This is a genomic window from Aeoliella mucimassa (assembly GCF_007748035.1).
Classification (GTDB): domain Bacteria; phylum Planctomycetota; class Planctomycetia; order Pirellulales; family Lacipirellulaceae; genus Aeoliella; species Aeoliella mucimassa.
In genome coordinates, this window is sequence record NZ_CP036278.1 from 1,710,859 (window position 1) to 1,731,518 (window position 20,660).

The 20,660-nt window shown below is 58.3% G+C and carries 14 protein-coding genes and 1 tRNA gene; 9 read left to right on the top strand and 6 right to left on the bottom strand.

The features are described from left to right. Window positions 1-32: 32 nt before the first annotated feature. Both Pan181_RS06850 and Pan181_RS06855 read right to left on the bottom strand, forming a co-directional pair. A complete protein-coding gene (locus tag Pan181_RS06850) occupies window positions 33-2,384 on the bottom strand; it encodes a DUF1592 domain-containing protein (protein WP_145246120.1) in 2,352 nt (783 codons plus the stop codon). Between the two features lie 217 nt (window positions 2,385-2,601). Then, window positions 2,602-3,645, bottom strand: coding sequence for a GGDEF domain-containing protein (locus Pan181_RS06855; RefSeq protein WP_197528994.1), 1,044 nt, complete (start codon window positions 3,643-3,645; stop codon window positions 2,602-2,604). Between the two features lie 284 nt (window positions 3,646-3,929). Here Pan181_RS06855 and metF point away from each other — a divergent pair, with 284 nt between their 5' ends. Further along, entirely contained in the window at window positions 3,930-4,805 is an 876-nt protein-coding gene (gene metF, locus Pan181_RS06860) for a methylenetetrahydrofolate reductase [NAD(P)H] (RefSeq protein ID WP_197528995.1), read from the top strand. A gap of 11 nt (window positions 4,806-4,816) precedes the next feature. Here metF and Pan181_RS06865 read toward each other — a convergent pair whose 3' ends face one another. Both Pan181_RS06865 and Pan181_RS06870 read right to left on the bottom strand, forming a co-directional pair. Then, a complete protein-coding gene (locus Pan181_RS06865; protein WP_145246123.1) occupies window positions 4,817-5,401 on the bottom strand; it encodes a hypothetical protein in 585 nt (194 codons plus the stop codon). 115 nt (window positions 5,402-5,516) lie between these two features. Then, window positions 5,517-7,529, bottom strand: coding sequence for a vWA domain-containing protein (locus tag Pan181_RS06870; RefSeq protein ID WP_145246124.1), 2,013 nt, complete (start codon window positions 7,527-7,529; stop codon window positions 5,517-5,519). A gap of 273 nt (window positions 7,530-7,802) precedes the next feature. Between Pan181_RS06870 and Pan181_RS06875 the strand changes: the two genes are divergently transcribed. Next, a complete protein-coding gene (locus Pan181_RS06875; RefSeq protein ID WP_145246125.1) occupies window positions 7,803-8,765 on the top strand; it encodes an alpha/beta hydrolase in 963 nt (320 codons plus the stop codon). 73 nt (window positions 8,766-8,838) lie between these two features. On the opposite strand, the gene Pan181_RS06880 is transcribed toward Pan181_RS06875, so the two are convergent. Together Pan181_RS06880 and Pan181_RS06885 are read right to left on the bottom strand one after the other, a co-directional pair. After that, the gene (locus Pan181_RS06880; RefSeq protein WP_145246126.1) at window positions 8,839-9,879 is read right to left on the bottom strand and encodes a LysM peptidoglycan-binding domain-containing protein; all 1,041 of its coding nucleotides are present in this window, start codon (window positions 9,877-9,879) and stop codon (window positions 8,839-8,841) included. A gap of 318 nt (window positions 9,880-10,197) precedes the next feature. After that, window positions 10,198-10,863, bottom strand: a complete 666-nt coding sequence (locus Pan181_RS06885; protein ID WP_197528996.1) for a 3-keto-disaccharide hydrolase — start codon at window positions 10,861-10,863, stop codon at window positions 10,198-10,200. A gap of 332 nt (window positions 10,864-11,195) precedes the next feature. On the opposite strand from Pan181_RS06885, the gene Pan181_RS06890 reads away from it, so the two are divergent. From Pan181_RS06890 to secD, 7 genes are all read left to right on the top strand, one after another. Further along, window positions 11,196-11,468, top strand: coding sequence for an IS3 family transposase (locus tag Pan181_RS06890; protein WP_145246128.1), 273 nt, complete (start codon window positions 11,196-11,198; stop codon window positions 11,466-11,468). A gap of 109 nt (window positions 11,469-11,577) precedes the next feature. After that, complete coding sequence (locus Pan181_RS06895; protein WP_145246129.1) at window positions 11,578-12,570, top strand: hypothetical protein; 993 nt, start codon at window positions 11,578-11,580, stop codon at window positions 12,568-12,570. A gap of 1,261 nt (window positions 12,571-13,831) precedes the next feature. After that, a tRNA-Thr gene (locus Pan181_RS06900) sits at window positions 13,832-13,905 on the top strand. Window positions 13,906-13,997: 92 nt separating this feature from the next. Then, a complete protein-coding gene (locus tag Pan181_RS06905; protein WP_145246130.1) occupies window positions 13,998-15,329 on the top strand; it encodes a DNA-directed RNA polymerase subunit alpha C-terminal domain-containing protein in 1,332 nt (443 codons plus the stop codon). Window positions 15,330-15,361: 32 nt separating this feature from the next. After that, window positions 15,362-16,534 carry a tRNA guanosine(34) transglycosylase Tgt gene (tgt, locus tag Pan181_RS06910; protein ID WP_145246131.1) on the top strand — a complete coding sequence of 391 codons (1,173 nt, stop codon included), beginning with the start codon at window positions 15,362-15,364 and terminating at the stop codon, window positions 16,532-16,534. A 188-nt stretch (window positions 16,535-16,722) separates the two neighbouring features. Then, window positions 16,723-17,100 carry a preprotein translocase subunit YajC gene (yajC, locus tag Pan181_RS06915; RefSeq protein WP_145246132.1) on the top strand — a complete coding sequence of 126 codons (378 nt, stop codon included), beginning with the start codon at window positions 16,723-16,725 and terminating at the stop codon, window positions 17,098-17,100. A 21-nt stretch (window positions 17,101-17,121) separates the two neighbouring features. Beyond that, window positions 17,122-20,607, top strand: a complete 3,486-nt coding sequence (secD, locus tag Pan181_RS06920) for a protein translocase subunit SecD (RefSeq protein WP_145246133.1) — start codon at window positions 17,122-17,124, stop codon at window positions 20,605-20,607. Window positions 20,608-20,660 lie beyond the last annotated feature (53 nt).

The following is a 20,660-nucleotide window of genomic DNA, read 5'->3' on the forward strand; positions in this document are numbered from 1 at the left end:
TCGATCAACAGGTGAAGCATCAAAGGGTCGTGTTACTCGGCAGTCACAAAGCGGCGCTGTTGAAACGCAGGGCTTTCGATCACTGCCAGAATGAGGGTTTGCATTTTGTCGCCGTCGTCGAGTGCTCGGCGACAGATTTCGCGCAAAGTGCATTCGTCGTAATATTCTAATCCACGGCCAAGGCCATAGGTTAGTAGTTTTTCGGCCAGGCAGCGGCGAAACGCATCAGGCTGGGCCGCCAGTAGCGACCGCAGATCGGCGACGCCGGCAATTTTGTCGCCCGAAGGCAACTCGCCTGCCGAATTAATCGGGCCAGTGTTATCCTCGGTGCGCCAGCGGCCGACCATGTCGTAGTTTTCGAGGGCCAACCCGAGCGGGTCCATTTTCTGGTGGCACACCGCGCACGAAGGCTCTGCGCGATGCAGTTCCATTTGTTCGCGAACCGAGAGGGGACGCTTGCTACGCTCGGCGACCACTTCCAGGCTGGTGATGCCTGGCGGCGGGGCCGGCGGCGGTTCGGCCAGCAGTTCGCTGAGCACCCACTTGCCCCGTTTAACTGGCGACGTGCGATCGGGATTCGAGGTCGAGGCCAGCACGCCCGCCATGGTAAGCACCCCACCACGCACGCCAGGGTAGGGGGCAAGCTCGGCCAGCGAGACCCGGCGGAACTGATCGCCTTCGATGCCTGCGATGCCGTAGTGCGTGGCAAGTCGCTGGTTCAAGTAAGTGAAGTTGGCGTCGATCAACGTTGTGAGCGGCAAGTTCTGTCGCACCACGTCGGCGAACACCAGGTTGGCTTCGCGGGTCATCGCTTCGCGAAGCTCGGCGTCGAAGCCATCGAACTGCGACTCGTCCGGTTCCAGGTCGGCTAGCAATCGCGTGCCGAGCCATTGGCCGGCAAAGTTGGTCGTGAACTGTTCGCTCCGACGATCGCGAAGCAAGCGGGCGACTTCGGCGGGTAGCTCCGCCCGTAAACGCCCTTCGCTGGCGAGTCGCAGCAGCGTGGCATCGGGAGTCGAACTCCAGAGGAAGTAGCTAAGCCGCGCGGCCAGTTCGTACTCGTCGACCTCGTAGCCGGCTTCTCCTTGAGCGTCGCTTCGTGGAGCTTCGTCGACGTTGCCAATGTACAAGAATCGCGGCGAAACCAGCATCACCTGCAGAGCCACTTGCATCGCTTGCTGGTAGCTATCGCCCGCCTGACGGCGACTATCGACGAGCGTGATCAGGCGGTTGAGTTCGTCGGCCGGCGCCGGACGGCGAAACGCGGCCAGCATGAAGTCAGACAGCGTCTGAGCCACTGGGGTGCGCCAGGCATGCTCGTCGCGCCAGTCTGTTGGTGAAGGCTCGGCAGCAAACCACCGTTCGTAAGCGGAGGGTAGCTCGCCAAACGCAACCGGCAGTGGGCCGATCACTTCGAAGCGTTCGACATACAAATTGCGATCGCCCTTGGTGGCTTCGTCGTAGAAGTCGTTGCGGAACGCGACGCCAAGTCGCAAGTTGCCTGCTTCGGTATCGATGGCAAACGCAATCTGCTCCGACTCTTCCTGTGTGGCGTAAACCTCCACGGTTTGCACTGGCTGGCCATCGACCATCAGCGACATCTTGACTGGTTCGTCTCCCGCCTGACTCGCAGAGACCTTCGCCCGCAACCAGTAGCGGCCCGGTTGGTTGAAGTGGTACACAAACTCGACTGAGCCGACAGTCGACAGTGTGCGACTCTCTTCGCCGTCGAACTGTCCCCCTTCCCATTTGTCCTTGGGAATCCGCTCGACCCCTGTTTCGACCGATTCCGGAGTCGGAATCGCCAAGCGTGAGATGTCGCGGGCCGCTTCCAGGTACTTTTCGAGCAGCACCGGATTCACGGTCAGCACATCGGCGTTGTTATCGAAACCGTAGGCGAGCACGTCGGGGGGGAAGGTCTTGCTCGGTTCGAAATCGACCCCCAGCAAGTCGCGAATCGTATTGCGATACTGATCGCGATTCAGTCGGCGGAGCGTGATCCAACCAGGATCTTGCGGAGTATTGCAGTTGAGTTGATTGAGTCGAGTGTTGATCCATTCGGCCAGTTGTGTCCGCTCTTCGGCAGTCGGGGCTTCGTAGTCTTCCGGCGGCATCGAACCATTCGACACCCGCGCGAGTACCTTCTGCCAGTCGGCGCGATCCTTTTGAAACTGATCGGCCCCTTGGATTTCGTCGAGGGCGATGCCGCCGTCGGCCGACTCGCCGGAGTGGCAATCGTAGCAATACTGCTCGAGCATCGGCTGGGCCAGGTGACGGAAGTCGGCGACTGGTTGCAGCGACTCGTCGGCAAACGCAAACGAAGAGCTAACACTGGTTGCGACCAGCGCAAGCACGAAACGGAATGATGGAATCAGGCGGGGCATGACGGTCGCTTGGCGGAGGGAGGGAACAATAGCGACTTCGGTGGGATTTGTGCGTATTATACCCGTGCTGCAGCGAATTGCACGCTCAACTTGTCATCGCGAAGCGATTAATCTTCTCAGAGGATACGAGGTGTCGTATCTGCGCACATTTCTCGATGTTTTGCGAGCGCATCGCGGCCCCTGCCGTAAGATAGGTAGTTTGCATCCCACTGCAGAACTACTTCGCAGAATCTGCGGAGCCAAATACGGCGGATCTCAGGTCGCTGCAAGCGGTTGCCATGGCGGCCGAAGTCGGCAGCGAGTTCAGCGTGTCCTTAGTGGGGGCACTGCTGGCGGCCGACGAATCGAGGCCGTTGCCTTCAGTCAGAGATTCTTCATCCAGCTCACGACAGATTAGTCCATCGTGCATGTAGGTCCGGTCTCGCCCGCTCCGCTTGGCTAGGTAGAGAGCCTCGTCGGCGCGGGCGATCAGGTGATCGAGTTCTTCGCCAGGTTGAATGGTTGCCAAACCGCCGCTAACGGTGATGTTGCGCTTCAGGTGGGCGAACAGGTCGGAAAGTTGGGTGAATCCCTCGCGGGCCTTATTGGCCGCGCACTGCGCTTCGTCGAGCGAGGAGTGGGGCAGGATCACTGCGAACTCTTCGCCGCCGTAGCGGGCGACGAAGTCGTGCCGGCGGAGCGACGCGCGAAGCACGCCTCCCATGCCGGCCAGTACTTCGTCGCCGGTCTGGTGTCCGAAGTCGTCGTTGATCGCCTTGAAGTGGTCGACGTCGATCATCAGTAGCGAGAACGGGGTGCCAAGCTTGCGATAATCGCGCAATCGGTTCGCCATTTGGTCGTCGAGTGCACGGCGGTTGGGGAGCTTGGTCAGGGGATCGGTCAGCGCACTGGTCATGTGCGATTCGATTTCGCGTGCCTGATCGGCGATTTGTTGCTCGGCCTGATGCAACTCGGTTTGTAGTTGCCGGTTCGCGGCCAGAATCTCGCCGACGACGCCGGCCACCAGATCAGTCGTTGGATTGTGCCGACCGCCGGGGGACTCTTGGAGTCGCGACTCCATTTTCTCGAAGCGATCCCGATGATCCGATACGCTGGTGCCAATTTTCTGAGTCAAGCGATGCAGTTCGAGAGCCACTGAGCGAGTCCGCCGAAGATCGGCGTTGCGACTATCGGTGCTGGAGCTACGAAGCCAGACACCAATGGCGATGCCGATGGCCATCTGCACTAAGCCCAGTAGGCAACCAGCTAATACGAAAAGCAAAGTGGAGCTCATGAGAAAGCTAGCGAGGGTAGGAAGCGACACGGGAATAAAAGCATAAATTGCATGAATACTTTCCAAGGTTAGTCCACCCAGCACATGGCCGCGGAGATCGTGCGGGGGGAATGTGGTTACCCTCGGCTGGTACCCGTTTTTCATGCGGGTTATGGCGATTCTTCCGGCTAGTCCCCCACGCAAAGGGGACTCACGTGTGGTAAACTACTCGCCGGTGGCCACGATGGCCGACTGACGAACCATCCTCGATCTGGAACCTATTGCCTACTTCTATGTCATTAGCCGACATCTACTCTACTGATCAGCCCGGCTTGTCGTTCGAGCTGTTTCCGCCCAAAACCGAAGCTGGCGAAGAAGCCTTGCTGAAGCATGTGCAGCGCCTGCTCGAATTCTCGCCTGGCTATATCACCTGCACGTATGGGGCGGGGGGATCGACCCAGAACAAGACGCTCGACATCATTGGCCGCGTGCACGAGATGAGTGGTCTGCCAGTGGCTACCCACCTGACCTGCGTCGGTAGCACCGCCGAGCAGTTAGGCGAGTACCTGACCGAAGCCCGCAAGCGCGGAGTCGACAACGTCGTCGCCTTGCGAGGCGACCCACCGAAGGGGGAGGACTCGTTCACCGCGGTCGAAGGTGGTTTCAAGTACGCGAACGAACTGGTGGAGTATATCCGCCGAGACTTCAGCGACATGGGGATCGCGGTAGCTGGCTACCCTGAGAAGCACGTGGAAGCCCCCAGCTTGGATGTCGACCTCGAGAACTTGAAGCGTAAGGTCGACGCGGGGGCCGACGTGGTGGTGACCCAGTTGTTCTACGTGAACGACGACTTCTTTGCGTTCCGCGACCGCTGCGTCGCGCTCGGCATCAACGTGCCGATCGTGCCGGGGTTGCTGCCGGTGACGAACTTCGCTCAGATCAAGCGGATTACTTCGCTGTGCGGTGCCAAATTGCCAGGCGAGTTTGTCTCGGCCCTTGAAGCCGCCGGCGACGAAAGCGACACCCAGTTCCAAGTGGGGGTCGACTTCGCTACGCAGCAAATGGCTCAGTTGCTCGAAGCTGGGGTGCCAGGCGTGCACCTGTACGTGCTTAACAAGTCGGAAGCCGCTAGCGGCGTGCTCGAGAACCTGGGCTGGAAGGCCAACTAGGGCTCGGCCATTTACTCCTCGGCTGGTTCTTCCACGTCGGGTTCCTCGTAATCCGCTTCTTCGTCCATGAATGGATCGACCGCTTGGTCGTCGCCGATGGTGCCGCCCTGCGCTTCGACCTGCTTCAATACGTAGTCGATCGCGGAGTGGTCGAGATCCTCCTCGTTGGAGAATTGCAGCATGAAAAAACTTTCATCCTTGAGCTCAACGATCAGTGAGGAGTCTTCAGCCCAGGTGTCACTGAAGTAGGGGGTCACGCTTTCGATATCAGCGTAGTCGGCTTCCAGCACATAGAGTTCACCATCCTCTTCGCCCTGATGATACGAGATTACCCGCTGGTTGGTGACCAAGCTGCCATCTTCGTTCCAACTCCAGAGTCCAGCGCTGTAGAAGAAGAGGATCGACTCATCGGGGCGGATCGTGACCGCCTGGTCGATCGCTTTGCGGGCGGGGCTGCTCAGCTTGTTGCCCACGACCACCATGGTATCGGGCATGGCCCCCGATTCGAGCATGGTGCCGAGCCAGACGAAGAAACCCAGCACGGAGACCATGCATACGGCAGCGACGATACCTACAACAATCAGTACCTTCTTCATCGTTCCCCCACCCCTCGGCGATTAGATTGAGACCATTGCTCCGACCAAATGTCAGTGCTTACAGCATAGCAGAGCAGCTGTGTTGGTGGGATCGACCTTGGGGAACTCCGGCGAACTACAGCTTGGGAACTGGTCGACTGGGCTTTTTGGGGGGGACGTTCGGCATCCGCTCCGGCTGCGGATTGTTGTTGTTATTGTTTTGATTCTCGCGACGGGCGACGACGTTGGTGAACGTCTCGTTCCATTGCCAGCCGAAGGGAGTTTCGAGCTCTTTCGACGCTAGATAAGCCCAGGGAGTCTCTTCGTGTTCTGCGACGACCCGCTCGAGATACATGCGGGCGAGGTCGGCCTCGTTGGATAGCACGCTGCCGGTTGAGACCTCGTCGGATGGCATCAATACCCAGGTGTCGTTGCGAGGGTTTTTGAACTTCATCCCTTGCTTGGCCATGGCCAGCATCGTGTTGTATCCCTCGGTCCGAACCTTCGCGGCCAGCGTGCGCCCCATCGCCAGATCGAACCCGGCCTTCCAGCGAGGTTCGGAGATTTTGTCGCGATCCGACTCGCCGCGCTTCATCATGGTGGTCAGCTGTTGCAGTTTGGGCTCTAGCTTGGCGGCCGCTCGTTGGGCGAGCGTCAGGTCGCGGGCCAGTTCGGCTTCGTCGTATTTCGGGAACCGTAGCCGGATGTCCTCCATCTGTTCGGTCCAACTCAAGGTGGCCGCCTGCACGAGTGAGGCCTTGGCCGAGTTCTTTGCCAGACGCCGCTTGTATTCATCGACACTCACGTAGTCGGGGCGGTAGCGACGCATGATGAGCGGGTCGAAGAACATCGCAATGTGCGTGGCCATCGCCTCGGTCTGCCTGCGGCTCACGTGCCCTTCGCGACGGTTCGGGTGCACCGAGAAGTAGATGCCACCGGTTTCGTAGGTGATGCGCGATAGCCCGAACGGTCCAAAGCCCGATTCCAAGCGTTCGTCTTCGTCGTTCCGCCCAAAGTAGCGGAGCTGAACCCGCTCGGCCATCAGCGATTCGGGGCCTTGATCAACCGGCACGTACTGCGGGCTTTGATCGTAGCTGGGATCGGGGTCGACATACTTCACAAACGCTTCCCGGCGACCAAACGGAGCGGGCACGCCGACCACGTACACCGGAATCACGCTTTTTTTGCAGAGGTCGACCGCCGCATCGAGGTACTGATAGTCGTTGCCTGCTTCGTCGGTGAACACTACTATCATCACGTTGCGTTGCGGCGACTTCGTGCGGTAGCGACGGAACTGGTTGGCCACTTTGCCGATGGCCGAGAACACGTTCTCTTGGCCAGTCGCCGCGTTCTGATCGCTGTAGATCAATGCTGCCTTCTCTTCGATCGCTTGCATGGCTTGCTGCACGTCGCTCAGCGAGGAGGTCGGCTGCTTGGTGTGGATCGTCACGTTTGCTTCGAACGAGGCGACGGCCGTCAGCAGCGGCGCTTCATCGTCGTTGCGTTTAAAGGCCTCGTTGCCGGAGTCTTCGATGATGCCGAGTTCTTCGTAGATGCGTTGGAACCGCTGGGCGATTTCTTCCCGCTGCGGTTGCAAGCTGCCCGACTCGTCGAACAACCAGATCACTAGCGTGGGGCGCTGTTCAAGCGACAGGAGAATCTCGTTCGTAATCCGATCGACGGCTCCCGAGGCGGCGGTGGTGCCGACGTTGCCAGAGCCTTTCACCAGCATGCGATCATCGATCGTCGGAGCGGTAGTCAGGGTGAAGTCGGCATCCATCGCCGGCAGCTCGCCGGTGAAAGCTTGCGGCTCGTACTCGGTGAGCACTTCCGAAAAATCGGCCCGCTCTGGAGCGGCAGCGGCCGCGTCGGCCATGGCATCGTCGCCCAGAGTGCCGATGTCGGCCGGATCGAATTCGGTGAACTCCACCTCGGTGATCGGAGGCAAATCCTCGACTTCCGGCGGGGCGGTGCTCAGCAGAAAGTCGTCCTGCACCGGAATCAGGTAGGCGAGCGTGGCCAGCAGAATCAGGACCGCCAGGTGCAGCACCAGACTTACCAGCCACGAAATGGTCTCGCGGTCGATCGGCAGTTCTTCGCCGCCGGTCAAGTCGATCCACCAGGTTTTGAGGCTCTGAACCAGATTCATAGACGAGTATTACGTGGCGAGTGTCGGTGGTTGCGGCTGACAACCTGAATCGGACGCCGATGTCTTTAATAATACCAACTTTGTAGAAATTTGCGAAATTGCCAAGCCATTTTGGCGGATACTTCTCCCCGGCCAGATGGCACAATTCCTGTCCCACTTCCGGGCAGGGCTGCTATAATAAACGGTAGTTCCCGCACATTTTCTTCCCGATCCGGCTCCAGATGGGCCATGTTCACTAATCTTTTTGTCTCGCAGCTACGGAACGAGAATTCGATGTCTTCAGCCGTCCGATTGTCATTTCTTGCAGTAATTCTTGGTCTCAGCCAACTGTCGTTTGTCGAATCGGCCATGGCTCAGAAAAAAGACGTGCCTGAGCCCAAGGACGTGACCTTCGAAACGAAAGATGGCGTGCAGATAGCGGCCACCTACTACAAGAGCACCGCAGGCAAAGATGCCACGCCGGTGATCTTGCTGGCCGATCTCAAGGATTCGCGAGCGGTGTACGACCAACTCGCTCGCCGGTTGCAAACGCCGCAGACGAGTGAAGATGGTGCCGAAGGCGTGCAGCACGAGTCGTTCGCCGTGTTGGCTGTCGATCTTCGTGGTCACGGCGACAGCACCAAGCAGCGCGGCCGCAACGGCGCGGTCCGCGAACTCGATGCCGCCAAGCTTCAGCGTAACGACTTCCTGGCAATGGCCGCCTACGATATGGAAGCGGTTCGCAAGTTCCTGGTCGATAAGAACGACGCTGGCGAACTGAATATCAATCGTTTGTCGATCGTCGGCGCCGGACTGGGTGCCTCGGTCGGAGTGACCTGGACCGCAGTGGACTGGAGCGCCCCGCCGCTTGCGGTCGGTAAGCAAGGCCAGGACGTAAAGGGCTTGGTGCTGATCTCGCCGAAGTGGTCGTACAACGGAATCCAGATGACCAAACCACTTCGTCACCCCGGAGTGCGCGAGCAAATTGCCTTCATGGTGATGTACGGGTCAGGGGACCGTTCGTACGTGTCGGATGCGAAACGCATCGAGAAGCAGCTAGAACGCTATCATCCCAAGCCCGATTCGCTCCCCGAAGGCGAGCCTCACTCGTTGGCCATGATCGATCCCAGCACCAAGCTGCAGGGCACGCAGCTCCTCACCCAAGGTGGCGACAAAGCTTCGGATCTGATCGTCAAGTTCCTTACCGTGCATGTGGCGAAGAAGGACTTCGACTGGACCAAACGTGGCCGCGACTAGTCCAAAGAAAAACGACACGCACAGCGATTGCCATGCGTGTCGTTGATTTGCACATTTCTGATTATCAATCGGCTCAGCCCCCCGAGAAGGTCGCGCTGATTGGAGCCTGCAACCGCGCCCGCGGAGCGGCCCGCACGTCGCTTGGTAGCTCGGGAAGCGGCACCAGCCGACTTTGCGGTGCGTAACTAGCAGCCGCGGTGCCGGACGCATCGAACACATTCACTTGCTGCGCGGCGGGGAGTCGCTCGGGGATGCGAAGCTTTGCCCCGATTCGCAACAGGTCGGGATGCTCGACCACGTCGCGATTTAGCTCGTAGATGTCCCGAGCGCGGCCCGCATCGCCGAGGTACCGCTCGGCGAGCTTCGCCAGGCTGTCGCCATCGCTCACGACGTGATAAATCGGCTCGTCATCGTCCCACGATTGATTTGCCACGGGGGCAGTGAGCGAAGGGGCGTTCCACGAGTTACTCGCTTGCGGCGGCAACGTAATGCCAGTGCTGGGGGGGCTGGGATTGTTCCAGGGATTCGCAACTGGTCCCCCGTTAGCGGCAACCGTGGTTCCTGCATCCGCTGGTGCAGGGCTCGTGTTGGGCTGCGGCGTCTGCGTTGCTATTGGTTGCTGCGTCGGGAACGAAGTTCGCTTGAGCGGAACGGCAAACATAGTCGACTCTAGCAGCGGTGGTGGTTCGAGCGATGCCAGCCGATCGTCACTGGGGGCGTTGGTCGGTGCTGCTGCAGGGGGAGTCGGCGCGGGGGTGGCTCTGGCGATGTTGTCCGGCGCGGCCGCGAGCGGAGGAATCGAAAACGGCAACGAATTGTCGGTCGCGGGGACGTTGGGCCGCGCGACTTCGTGCGTTGTGGGAGCCGAAGCAACGCCTTGTTCTTCCCAATGCCCAGCGGGAGCGACCGAAGTATCCAGCGCGCTCGGCGAACCTTGATTGGCAAACGTGCCAGACGGCACCGGGGCAGCATCAATCGGCTGTAAACGTTGCGGGGCCCAATCGCCTTCGCTGGTTGGCGTGGCCGTGCTGGCGGGCGGTCCGAACAACGAAGCGCCAAAGAAACCAGCGGACAGCAATCCCGCCGCGGAAAGTAGTTTTGCAATTTCAGACACGGACAAACCTCGCCATCGGCATCGAGCCCGTGCCTAGCAATAAGCACGCGCCTGCCATGATCGGTTGCGAATCATCGTCCGTGAACAGTGAGTCCCAGGGCAGCTCCCGCCTTGGGTGTTTCCTTCGTAGTTTATTCGGAACCAACGTGCCTTTGGTTCAACGAATTGCTGCTAGCATTCGCAAGATTCAAGCGCGCAGCGCCTGTTAATCGTCCTAGAAAAGGCTCGCTGGTGGGCGAAGCCCTGCCGACTTTGAGGGTTGGTGAGTTTGGCGAAGCGATTGCGGCGATCTCGAAGCGATCGACCTACTTGGCAAACTCAATCGAGCGGGCGGATGGCGATCTCTTTGAAGTACCACACGCTATTCGAGTCGTGCGCCTGCAGGGCGATGGCTCCTCCTTCGTCGGAGAAGACGCGCCCTTTGCGATCCGCGGAACGTTTGGGATCCTCGGGCTCGGTGTAGTCGAGCACCTGTTTCCCGTCGAGGCTCACGGTGATCTGCTTGTCCTTCACGCGGATCAGCATCTCGAACCATTCCGATTCGTCGATGCCGGTTTCTTCCACAGGCTCCACCGCGTACAGGCTGCCGGTCTTCTGTTGCTCGGGGCGGTTGTTTAGCTGCACTTCGTATCCCTGGTCGAGCAGTCGCCATTTGGTGCGGAGCTTGGTGCTCGTGTGCAGGAACACACCGCTGTTGGCGTTTGGCTCCGCCCGGGAGACGAGCTTCAGCTCAAAGTTCTTGAACTTCACCGGCTCTTTGTCGTTGTCGCCAACATAGAACAGGTGGGCCGCGCGGTCGCTCAAGGCTTGAACACGGATGGCGCCGTCCTCGATGGTAAAGGCCTCCGGGTCGAAGTTGGCGTGCCAGCCTTCGAGACTCTTGCCATCGAACAGCGACTGCCACTGGGAAGCTTCGGCTGGCTCATCGGCCAACACCGGCGACGCAATCACGCAAGCAAGCAGAAGGCCAACGAAGCAACGCATGGCAGGGGTTCCAAGCAGGGGGGAGGAGGGGGCCGGTCGAGATGAATATAAACCGGGCACGATCCCAGGTGCCAGTAAATAAGTCGTGGGATGGGGGCTTTTTGGACTTCCGGAGGCGGATTGGCGGAATTTAGGAGGCTGCAAACCGGTTCGCCCACTACCGATGCGAAACGAGTTGCAGTGGTCGATAGGTCCATTGCATGGCTTGGATGCGTTTCGGTGTGCTAAACTGAAGCCACGCATCACTTCGAAGAGGCTTGGATGTCAATTAGCGTGGGATCGTGTTTTCACTCGCCCCTTCGCTTTATCTGGTACGCAAAACGAGGGCTAAGATGAATTGCCCGACAGCACTACTGGAGACTATCGGGCTGCTGCTTTCTGCTCCCACGACCCTCGCACCATCCTCGACCGTTGTTGAGAGTGGAAGCTTAAGATGGACTTATCTGTTTTCTGTCCACTACGAATACGCCAATCTTGAGCCAGTGCGCCTCGGCGTGTTCAAGTACATTGACGTGTTCTACAATCGCCAGCGACTCCATCAGACGCTCGGTTATAAAACCCCCGAAGCATTCGAGGCCGAATACGCCCCGGCCGTAGCGGCGTAATAGAAAATAGCCCCCGCCGCTGTCCGAAAGTCTTGGGCTATCGCCATGGTAACATGGCAGGCGATGTGGACGAATCCAATTTTAGGTTCAAAAGCTATTAGGAACTATTATGAAAACGATCATTCACCAATCATGCCTCTTGCTCGTCTGTATCCTTTTGGCTTCTCCATGCACCCTAGGGTTAGCCGATGAGACGGAGAATTACATTGACTGGGAAAAGTTCTCCTCCATGGAGCCAAGTCGACAAGGCTACTTCCAATACGATGAGAGACTCATGTACTGGATGGATCTTACTATGGAATTGAACAAGTTCTTCTGGGACTTGTATTCGGAAGATATTGCAGAAGGAAATGGAGGAAAGCGCGTAAGAGAACTCGTCCATGGGTTTGGTGAGCACGGTTTCGAGGTAGACATTCGACTCTATCTGATGGCACCAGATGTGTTTTACCCCACAGATTGGGATGTGGATACGCTGTTTCCCAACACTCCGAAAGACAACATCGCAAAAGGCTACTACAAAGAGTTACTTCGCATCGTTAGCGAGACGCAAGTACGTGACTTCTTAAAGGAACCAAAGAAACTTGATCGATATTTTGACTCTCTGGTGCATAGTAGAGCGCTGTTCCATGGTAGGGACCTACTTGTTCTAAACAAGAAAGTTAAAGAATTACAAAGAGAATTTACTGGGCAATCCAGTAGCTACGCATGCCATGCTCGTGATTTCATCATACTTGTTCATGCAACTGGACAGGATGAGTTGCTTAAAGGTATGCAGCCAATGGAAGTTCACAAGAAGTTCCCGCAATGGCTCGAATGGTACGAAGAGCACAAGACGAGGTTGGTAGGACACCCGTCTAAACCAATTTGGATATACGCTAAAGACATTCCTCCAGATTTTCCTCCAGAACTATTTCCATTTGAAGTATTGCAACTCACTGATCCCAGGTATCCCTTTCCTGATTGGGATTTTAAGCTAGAGCCAGTAATCTTGGGGCTAGGTCAGGAACTCGATATGAATGCTAACTCTGTTGACCACGCAAAGTTGATTGCTGAAAAGGCTAACAACAAGACCGGTCTTCCTGTTAGCCCTGAAAGAGACTAGTGGCAGGCAAGAAACGGGGATGGGTCCAATTATTGACTCGCAGGGTTCCGCTACTGGCGTGCCACCGACAGCCTTTCCCGATCGTATGACGGAGGTGATGATCCGCCACGTTACCCAATCACCAGCAGTGGGTTGGATGCTTGGTGTGGGGCGTCGCGACACTCGAAGAACTGAGCTGCCAACGAGCCCCAACTACAGATCGGCTTTAACGCGTATTCTGGGACGTGGGTAGCGGTTTCGTTCTGGCCACGGATGAACGCGGATCATCATGGATGGGGTAGCCTCTTGGGTTTCGCCCACCGACAACTGGGCGTGGTGCGTTTTTCGGAGTGGCCATGCGTGGTGCGCCCAGCTGTCGGTGCTACCCAAAAAATCTCCGCGGGCTCGGCGACTCTGTCATGCTGGCTCGATTGTCGTGCCGTACTCTGGTGCTAATCGAAGTCGGATTTGAAACAGTGAGGGGCGTTTTCCGCTTCCCACCTCCCCGGCCCTGAGAGGCCGACCCTCCGCCAGCGGAGGGTGATTTCGAGTGATTTTCGGATCTCAAAGTTTCCAAGTTTTTGCTAGGAATTGGCCACCGATGGTGTTCTAATGGACAGGTGTTTTTGGTCCGTTGTTTGTTGTTAGTGGTTCGTTGTAGGAGGGTGGAATGGTTTAGCTGATTTTGAATTCCAATGAATGTCAGCATCGGCGCGCAGGCGAATGTTCGGTTGCGTGGGGGGCGCTGCTGCGCGTGTGGTAAAGCGGTGGTGGGGCTGCGTCGCTGGAAGCTCCTGGACCCACCCTACTACCTTCAAGATGACATTTCTACATCCATCTCCCAACATCCAACTCAAAATAGTTTCCCATGGGTGGGAATCTATTTTGGACACTTTCCGTGGAGGTGTTGATGCAACTTGTTACCTATCAACGACTTGCGATTGATTCCCACTGCGAAAATAGATTCCCACTCGATGCGTTTTTGGGAATGGGAATCTATTTGGGCGCGAAAACCTCTGGTTTTGTAGAGTGTGCGCGGATTCAATTTTCCCATCGGTGGGTAAATTGGGAATCTATTCGGGGGCGGTGGGAATCTATTTGCTCAGCGAATGGGACCTGCCCCACCCGACCGAGGGGGGGGCGGCGTGTGTGCGGGGATTGGGCTCCCTGAGGGGGTGGCAGGATTGGTTGGATGGGAGGGGTGGGGGGGCGCTGGAAGCCCGTGGTAAGCCCATTGTGATTCTTTATTCAAACGGGTAACTTATAGGATTCGATATAGCCCGCCGGCGTAGCTTCAATCGGCAGAGCACCGCATTCGTAATGCGGGGGTTGGGGGTTCGACTCCCCCCGCCGGCTTTTTGAAGCGTCTGCTCGTAGCACGATAGAGCTGCGCACAGGCGTTAGATGACCTACGACTTACAACTATCTACCCCCAAGGTAACCTAAGTATGTCGATGACTCAGGCACCGTCTGCCGGAATCAAGTCGATGGTGGTTTCGTCCACTGGATTCGGACCCCGTGAGATTGAGGAAATCACCCACGCCATCTCCGAGAACTACGCCAATTATCGCGAGCTCAAGGAAGGCGTTCAGGATCTCGAAGCACAGCCAAACCGCTCGCCCGCTGCGTCGGCGCGATTGGGCGTGTGCCAGTATTTGCTGGGTCGCTATTCCGACGCGATTGAAACTCTCAAGCACAGCGATGGTGGTGCCCTGACGCACTACTATCTGGGTCGCTCGTACCTGGCCCTCGACCGGTACAGCGAAGCGGTCGAATCGTACGACGCCTCGCAACGGGCCGGCTACGATCGCGATATCGTCACCCTGGCCAAGGCCGAGGCCCTGCGATACTCGAAGCAGCCGGAAGAGTCGCTGAAGCTGCTCGATACGCTTTCGGGCGCGGTGGAGCAAACCGCAGAGTACTTGTACCAGCGTTCGGCAACCGTGCAGGTGCTCGGTGCTCCCCGCGTTGAGGTGCTCGCGCTGCTCGAGCGTGCGGTGCAGGCTGATCCCTCGCACGGCGGGTCGCTGTTCGGCCTGGCGTTGGAGAACGATCGCCATGGCAACGACGACTACGCCCGGGAACTCTACGAGCGGGCTGCCAAGCAGTTTCCGACTTATGTCGGCACGCTGTTGAACCTCGGTATCCTGTACGAGGATATGCAAGCGTTCGACCGTGCGAAGCAGTGCTACAACCGCATTCTCGACATGTTCCCCAACCACAAGCGTGCCCGGCTGTACTTTAAGGACGCCGACGCTTCGCGGGACATGTACTACGACGAAGAAGCCCGCCGCGAGCAGGATCGCTTGAGCCAGGTGCTCAGCATCCCGGTGACCGACTTCGAATTGTCGGTGCGGAGCCGAAATTGCCTGCAAAAGATGGGCTTGATGACACTCGGGGATCTGACCGAGACCACTGAGCTCGAACTGCTTTCGAGTAAGAACTTTGGCGAGACTTCGCTGGTCGAAATCCGCGAAATGCTCACTTCCAAGGGGCTCGACCTGGGGCAGTTTGCTCACCAACGCCGCGAAGAGGATCCGCCGTACGATCCCGAATCGCTCAGCGACGACGAGCGGGCGCTGCTGGATCGGCCGATATCCGACCTCAACCTGTCGGTGCGTGCCCGCAAGTGCATGGTTCGTCTGGGTCTCACCACGATTGGCGAGTTGGTTCGTCGCACCGGCGACGACCTGCTGGAGTGCAAGAACTTCGGCGTGACCAGCTTGAACGAAGTTCGCGAGAAGCTGACGCAGGCCAATCTCAAATTGCGTGGTGACTGATCGACTCGACGTGGTGAATTGAGGATTTCGGAATGCGGGATGAGACAGAGTCGAACGATTCAGCCAGTCCGCGGCCCGAGAGTTCCTCCCCCCATGCGGTTCGGTACCAGTTGCATCATACCGATGCCAATTGCGCCGCTCGGCTCGGCACGTTAACTACCCCGCGCGGCGAGGTTCCGCTGCCGACCTTCATGCCGGTCGGCACGGTCGGCACGGTCAAAGGCTTGGTGATCGACCAGGTCGCAGCGACCGGCGCCGGGATCATCCTCGGTAACACGTATCACCTTGCACTCCGACCCGGAGCCGAGGTGGTATCGCAGCTCGGCGGACTGCACGCGTTCAGCGGCTGGAGCGGCCCGATACTCACCGATAGCGGCGGGTTTCAGGTCTTCAGTCTGGCCGAGCGGGTGAAGATCACCGAGCAGGGCGCCCAGTTTCAGTCGCACATCGACGGGGCTCGGTTGAGCCTTACGCCGGAGGAGTCGATTGCGATCCAGGAGCAGCTGGGGAGCGACATCGCCATGCAGCTCGATCACGTGATCGCGCTGCCCGCCGAGCGGCCCGCAATTGCCGATGCCATGCTGCGGAGCGTGCGTTGGGCCGAGCGTTGCCAGCAGGCAGCCCGGCGAGAGGATCAGTCGATTTTCGCCATTGTGCAGGGGGGGCTCGACCCTGAGTTGCGCCAGGAATCGGCCGAACGGCTCGTGGAGCTCGATTTCGCCGGCTACGCGATTGGTGGTCTGAGCGTGGGGGAACCCCCCGCGGAGATGTACTCGACGATCGAGGTCACTACGCCGCATCTGCCGGTCGACCGCCCGCGGTACCTGATGGGGGTCGGCAAGCCGGAGGATTTGATCGAGGCTGTGTACCGGGGGGTCGACATGTTCGACTGCGTCATGCCCACCCGCAACGGCCGCAACGCCCTGGCATTTACCGACGAGGGGCCTGTGAGGCTGCGAAACGAGTGTCATAAGGTCGATCCCCGCCCGCTGGAGGAGGATTGCCCGTGCCCCGCGTGCCGGCACAGCCGGGGCTACCTGCGTCACCTGTTCATGGCAGGCGAAATGCTGGGGCCGGTGCTGCTGTCGATCCACAATCTGACCTATTACCAGCGCCTGATGGCCGGCGCTCGCGAGGCGATTGCCGCGGATCGCTACGCGGAGTACCGCCAGCAGAAACTGGCTGGCTGGCAGTCGGGGGGGTGATAACCCCGCGAAGCCCTCCATTCGTTGTGGGCAATGCGAGTTTGGGGATTGCTCCAATCCCCCTTCCCCGTTGTGGCGTAAGGACTTATGATGATCCCTTTGGTCTAGGGACCGGGGCTCGGCATGTGTGAGCAGCCGGGCCGTTTCTGTTATCTTGCTCGCTCGTTGACAACGAATAGGCGGTCGTAGTGGACTGGTTTTCCTCCATAGTGCTCTTGGCTCAAGAAGCGGCAAATGCCCCTGCTGCCGCCGATGGCAATAAGGATGCCCCCAGCCTATTCAGCAGCCCGATGATCCTCATCACGCTGCTTTTCGCAGCTTTTTACGTCATCGTGCTATTGCCTCAACGCCGGGAACAAGATAAGCGAACAAGAATGCTCGAAGCGATCAAAGAAACCGATAAGGTGATCACTTCGGGTGGCATGTTCGGAACCGTGACCAATATTCAAAAAGATACAGGTCGGGTCACCTTGCGGGTGGACGACAATAACGGCACTAAAATCAAAGTCAGCCTGGCCTCGATCGCCCAAGTTCTGGGAGACGATAAAGCTGAAGGCGAGAACTAGTCTAGAGATCTACGAATCGAAATGAACAAGTTGACTTCATCGCGGCTGCTGTCCGCACTCTTGTTGATGATCATGCTGTTGGCGACCACCAAGGCTGTGGGACCCGTCACCGCATTGGCTCAGGACGAAACTCCCGCTGTCGCCGAGCAGCCCGCTACCGAGGCGGACGAAGCCCCGGCAGCCGAAGAGCCCGCGGCAGAGCAACCTGCTGACGAGCCCGCGGCCGAAGAGCCGGCGATGACCGAAGAGTCGGCCCCGCCGACCGAGGAACCCGCTGCGGAAGAGCCTGCGGCTACCGAAGAGCCTACTGCTGAAGCAGCTACCGAGGAGCCAGCTGCTGAAGAACCAGCCGCGGAGCCTGCGACGGAAGAAGCTGCTGCCGAGCCAGAAGCTCCGGCCGAACCAGCCGAAACCGCTCCTGCGGCCGAACCGACTACTGAAGAACGCAGCACCGAACCAGCCGCTGAGACGCCTGCGACTGAAGATTCGACGACGGCTGAATCCCCCGCTGCTGATTCCACCGCGTCGACCGATGCTGCTGCTACCGAGTCCGGTGAACAAAACACCTTCGTGGCCGCTGGCAAAGTGCTATTGATCCTGGCCCTGGTCTTCATCGTGCCCGCCATTCTGGGTTCGCGCCTAGCCAAGTCGTTTAACCTGCCCGACCATGGGTGGAAGATCTCGCTGGCGATTGCCACGACGCTGGCCGGTATTCTCGCGATTGCCTCAGCTGCGACTCGCGAAGGTGGCTTCAAGCTGGGTCCCGACCTGGGTGGTGGTGTGACCCTGGTATACGACCTGAAGGATCCCGATTCGGTGGTCGACGACAAGGACCAGAAGAATCAGCCAGAAGCCGAAACGGAGGAAACGACCGAATCGCGGGCGCCGGTAAGCATGTCGAAGATGCTTGCAGCCCTCAAGCAACGTGTCGACCCGAGCGGTACCAAAGAAGTCACTATCCGCACCCGCGGCAAGAGCATCGAGTTCATCGTTCCCAAGGCCGGCGATGCGGAGCTGATTGATCTCAAGCGTCGTATTACCGACCTGGGACAACTCGAGTTCCGTATCTTGGTCGACAAGAATCGTCCCGAGTTCGAGCGCATCGTAAAGAGCGCATTGCTGCTGCCACCTGGTCAGAAAGTGGTAACCCAGGGTCCCGATGATGTTGCCCGCTGGGTTCCTTACGATGTCGAAGAGTTTGGCAAAGTCGACGAAGATCCTGCAGGCGATGATGTCCGCGGCCAGAGTGTCGTGAAGCGGATGGGTGTTGATGAGACTCCTGAAATCCTGGTGTACCTTGATCCCTATGACGTGACTGGTGAATTCCTGTCGTCGGCGAGCAAGGGTGTCGGACAGGAAGGCTTCGAGGTTCGATTCAGCTTCAATGCCAAGGGGGCCAAGCGTTTCGGCCAGTTAACTGCCACTCACACGCCGAATCCCCGTCCTTACTTCTTGGGCATCATCCTCGACGAAAGTGTCCGCTCGGCACCGAGTATTCGTAGTAAGATTACCAACAGCGGTACCATTAGTGGCCGCGGGATGGACGAAGAAGAAGTCGACCACGTCGTTAGTATTCTCGACGCGGGTAGCTTGCCGGCCGAGTTGCAGAAGACTCCTGTGAGCGAAGAGCAGACGGGCCCCGAGATTGGTGAACTCACCATTCGTCAGGGTACCCGTGCCATGGCTTCTTCGCTGGCAATTGTGCTGCTGTTTATTCTGGTTTACTACCGGTTTGCCGGTATCGTGGCCTGCCTGGCACTCGTGGTGAATATTGTGCTGGTGGTAGGAACCATGGTGATGCTGAACGCTGCGTTCACGTTGCCTGGTATTGCTGGTTTGGTGCTGACCGTCGGTATGTCGGTGGACGCCAACGTGCTGATCTTCGAGCGTATTCGCGAAGAACTCGCTCGTGGTTCGACGCTACGCATGGCGATTCGTAATGGTTTCGACCGAGCGACAACCACAATTGTCGACGCGAACGTCACGACGCTCATCACTGCGATTGTGCTCTACGTGATTGGTACCGACCAGATTCGTGGTTTTGCCATCACGTTGTTCCTCGGCATCATCATGAGTATGTATACGGCCATCTTCTGTGCCCGTATCCTGTTCGATATCGCCGAGCGGAATGGCTGGATCAAGCAACTGTCGATGATGCAGATGCTGACCCGCGCCAACATGGACTTCATGGGCAAATGGCCCGTGGCTGCTGTTCTGTCGCTGATCGTGATCGTGGTCGGTATGTTTGGTGTCGCTTCGCGGCAGTCGAACTTGCTGAACATCGACTTCACCGGTGGTACCTCGGTGACCATGGTGCTGACCGAGCCGCTCGACATCTCTGATGTCCGCAAGGCACTCGATGAAACCGAACTGGCGGATAAGAACCTGCTGGTCGTGGAACGGAAGCAGGATAACGCCGAATCGAGCTCCGAAGCCGCAGCAAAGACTCGCACCTACAAAATCGACTGCAGCCTGCAGGACGAGTTGGACGAGGACGGCCAACCGATTACCAGCGCTGTGTCGTTGGTCGAAGATATCCTGGGCAAGGCCTTCGAGGGCCAACTGAAGACCCATCACGTGAAAGCCGAACCGGTGGATTCGTTCACTGTGGGCGAAGGTGAGAACGTATTTACTGGGTTTAAGTCGACCATCCATTTCGGTGCCGATCTTGGGGAAAATGCCTCCGACGACTTGGCCGGCGTGACTCACGACTCGATTCAGGCCGACTTGATGCGGGTACTCAAAGAACGCGACCATGCGGGCATGGCTCCCGTGGTTACCAACGCTGAGTACACCGACGGATCGAGTCGCCGCTTTGCCAACTGGGAAGTCCAACTCAACGGCATCGAGCAGTCCGAAGCTCAAGCGGTGGTCGACGATCTGGTCAGCGAGTACAACGGCAAGCCGATCTTCCCGCTGGCCAACAAGATTGGTGGACGCGTCGCTGGTGACCTGCGACTGCAAGCGATCTACGCCATCGGCGTTAGCCTGCTGGGCATCGTGGGTTACATTTGGTTGCGATTCCAGAAGATTAGCTACGGTCTTGCTGCCGTGGCTGCCCTGGTGCACGACGTGCTCGTGACCTTGGGTCTGATTGCTCTGAGTGCCTTCGTGGTGAACAACGTTCCGCCGCTGGCAACCGCGCTGCAGCTGGATGCGTTCCAGATCAGCCTGTCGATCGTGGCCGCGTTCTTGACCATCATCGGTTACTCGCTGAACGATACGATCGTGGTGTTCGACCGCATTCGCGAAGTGCGAGGCAAGAGCCCGCACCTCACCGCGGATATGATCAACACCAGCGTGAACCAAACGTTGAGCCGTACATTGCTTACCTCGTTGACCACATTCATCGTGGTGGCAATTCTTTACTTCTTCGGCGGCGACGGAATCCACGGATTCGCCTTCTCGTTGGTGGTCGGTGTGATCGTCGGTACTTACAGCTCGATCTTCATTGCCTCGCCAGTGCTGCTGTGGCTCTCGAAGTTCGAAGAAAAGTGGGACGCCTAGGTCCTGTCACCCCGGCTGGTTGGCAATTTGCCGAAACTTGTCTGGGGTGCACA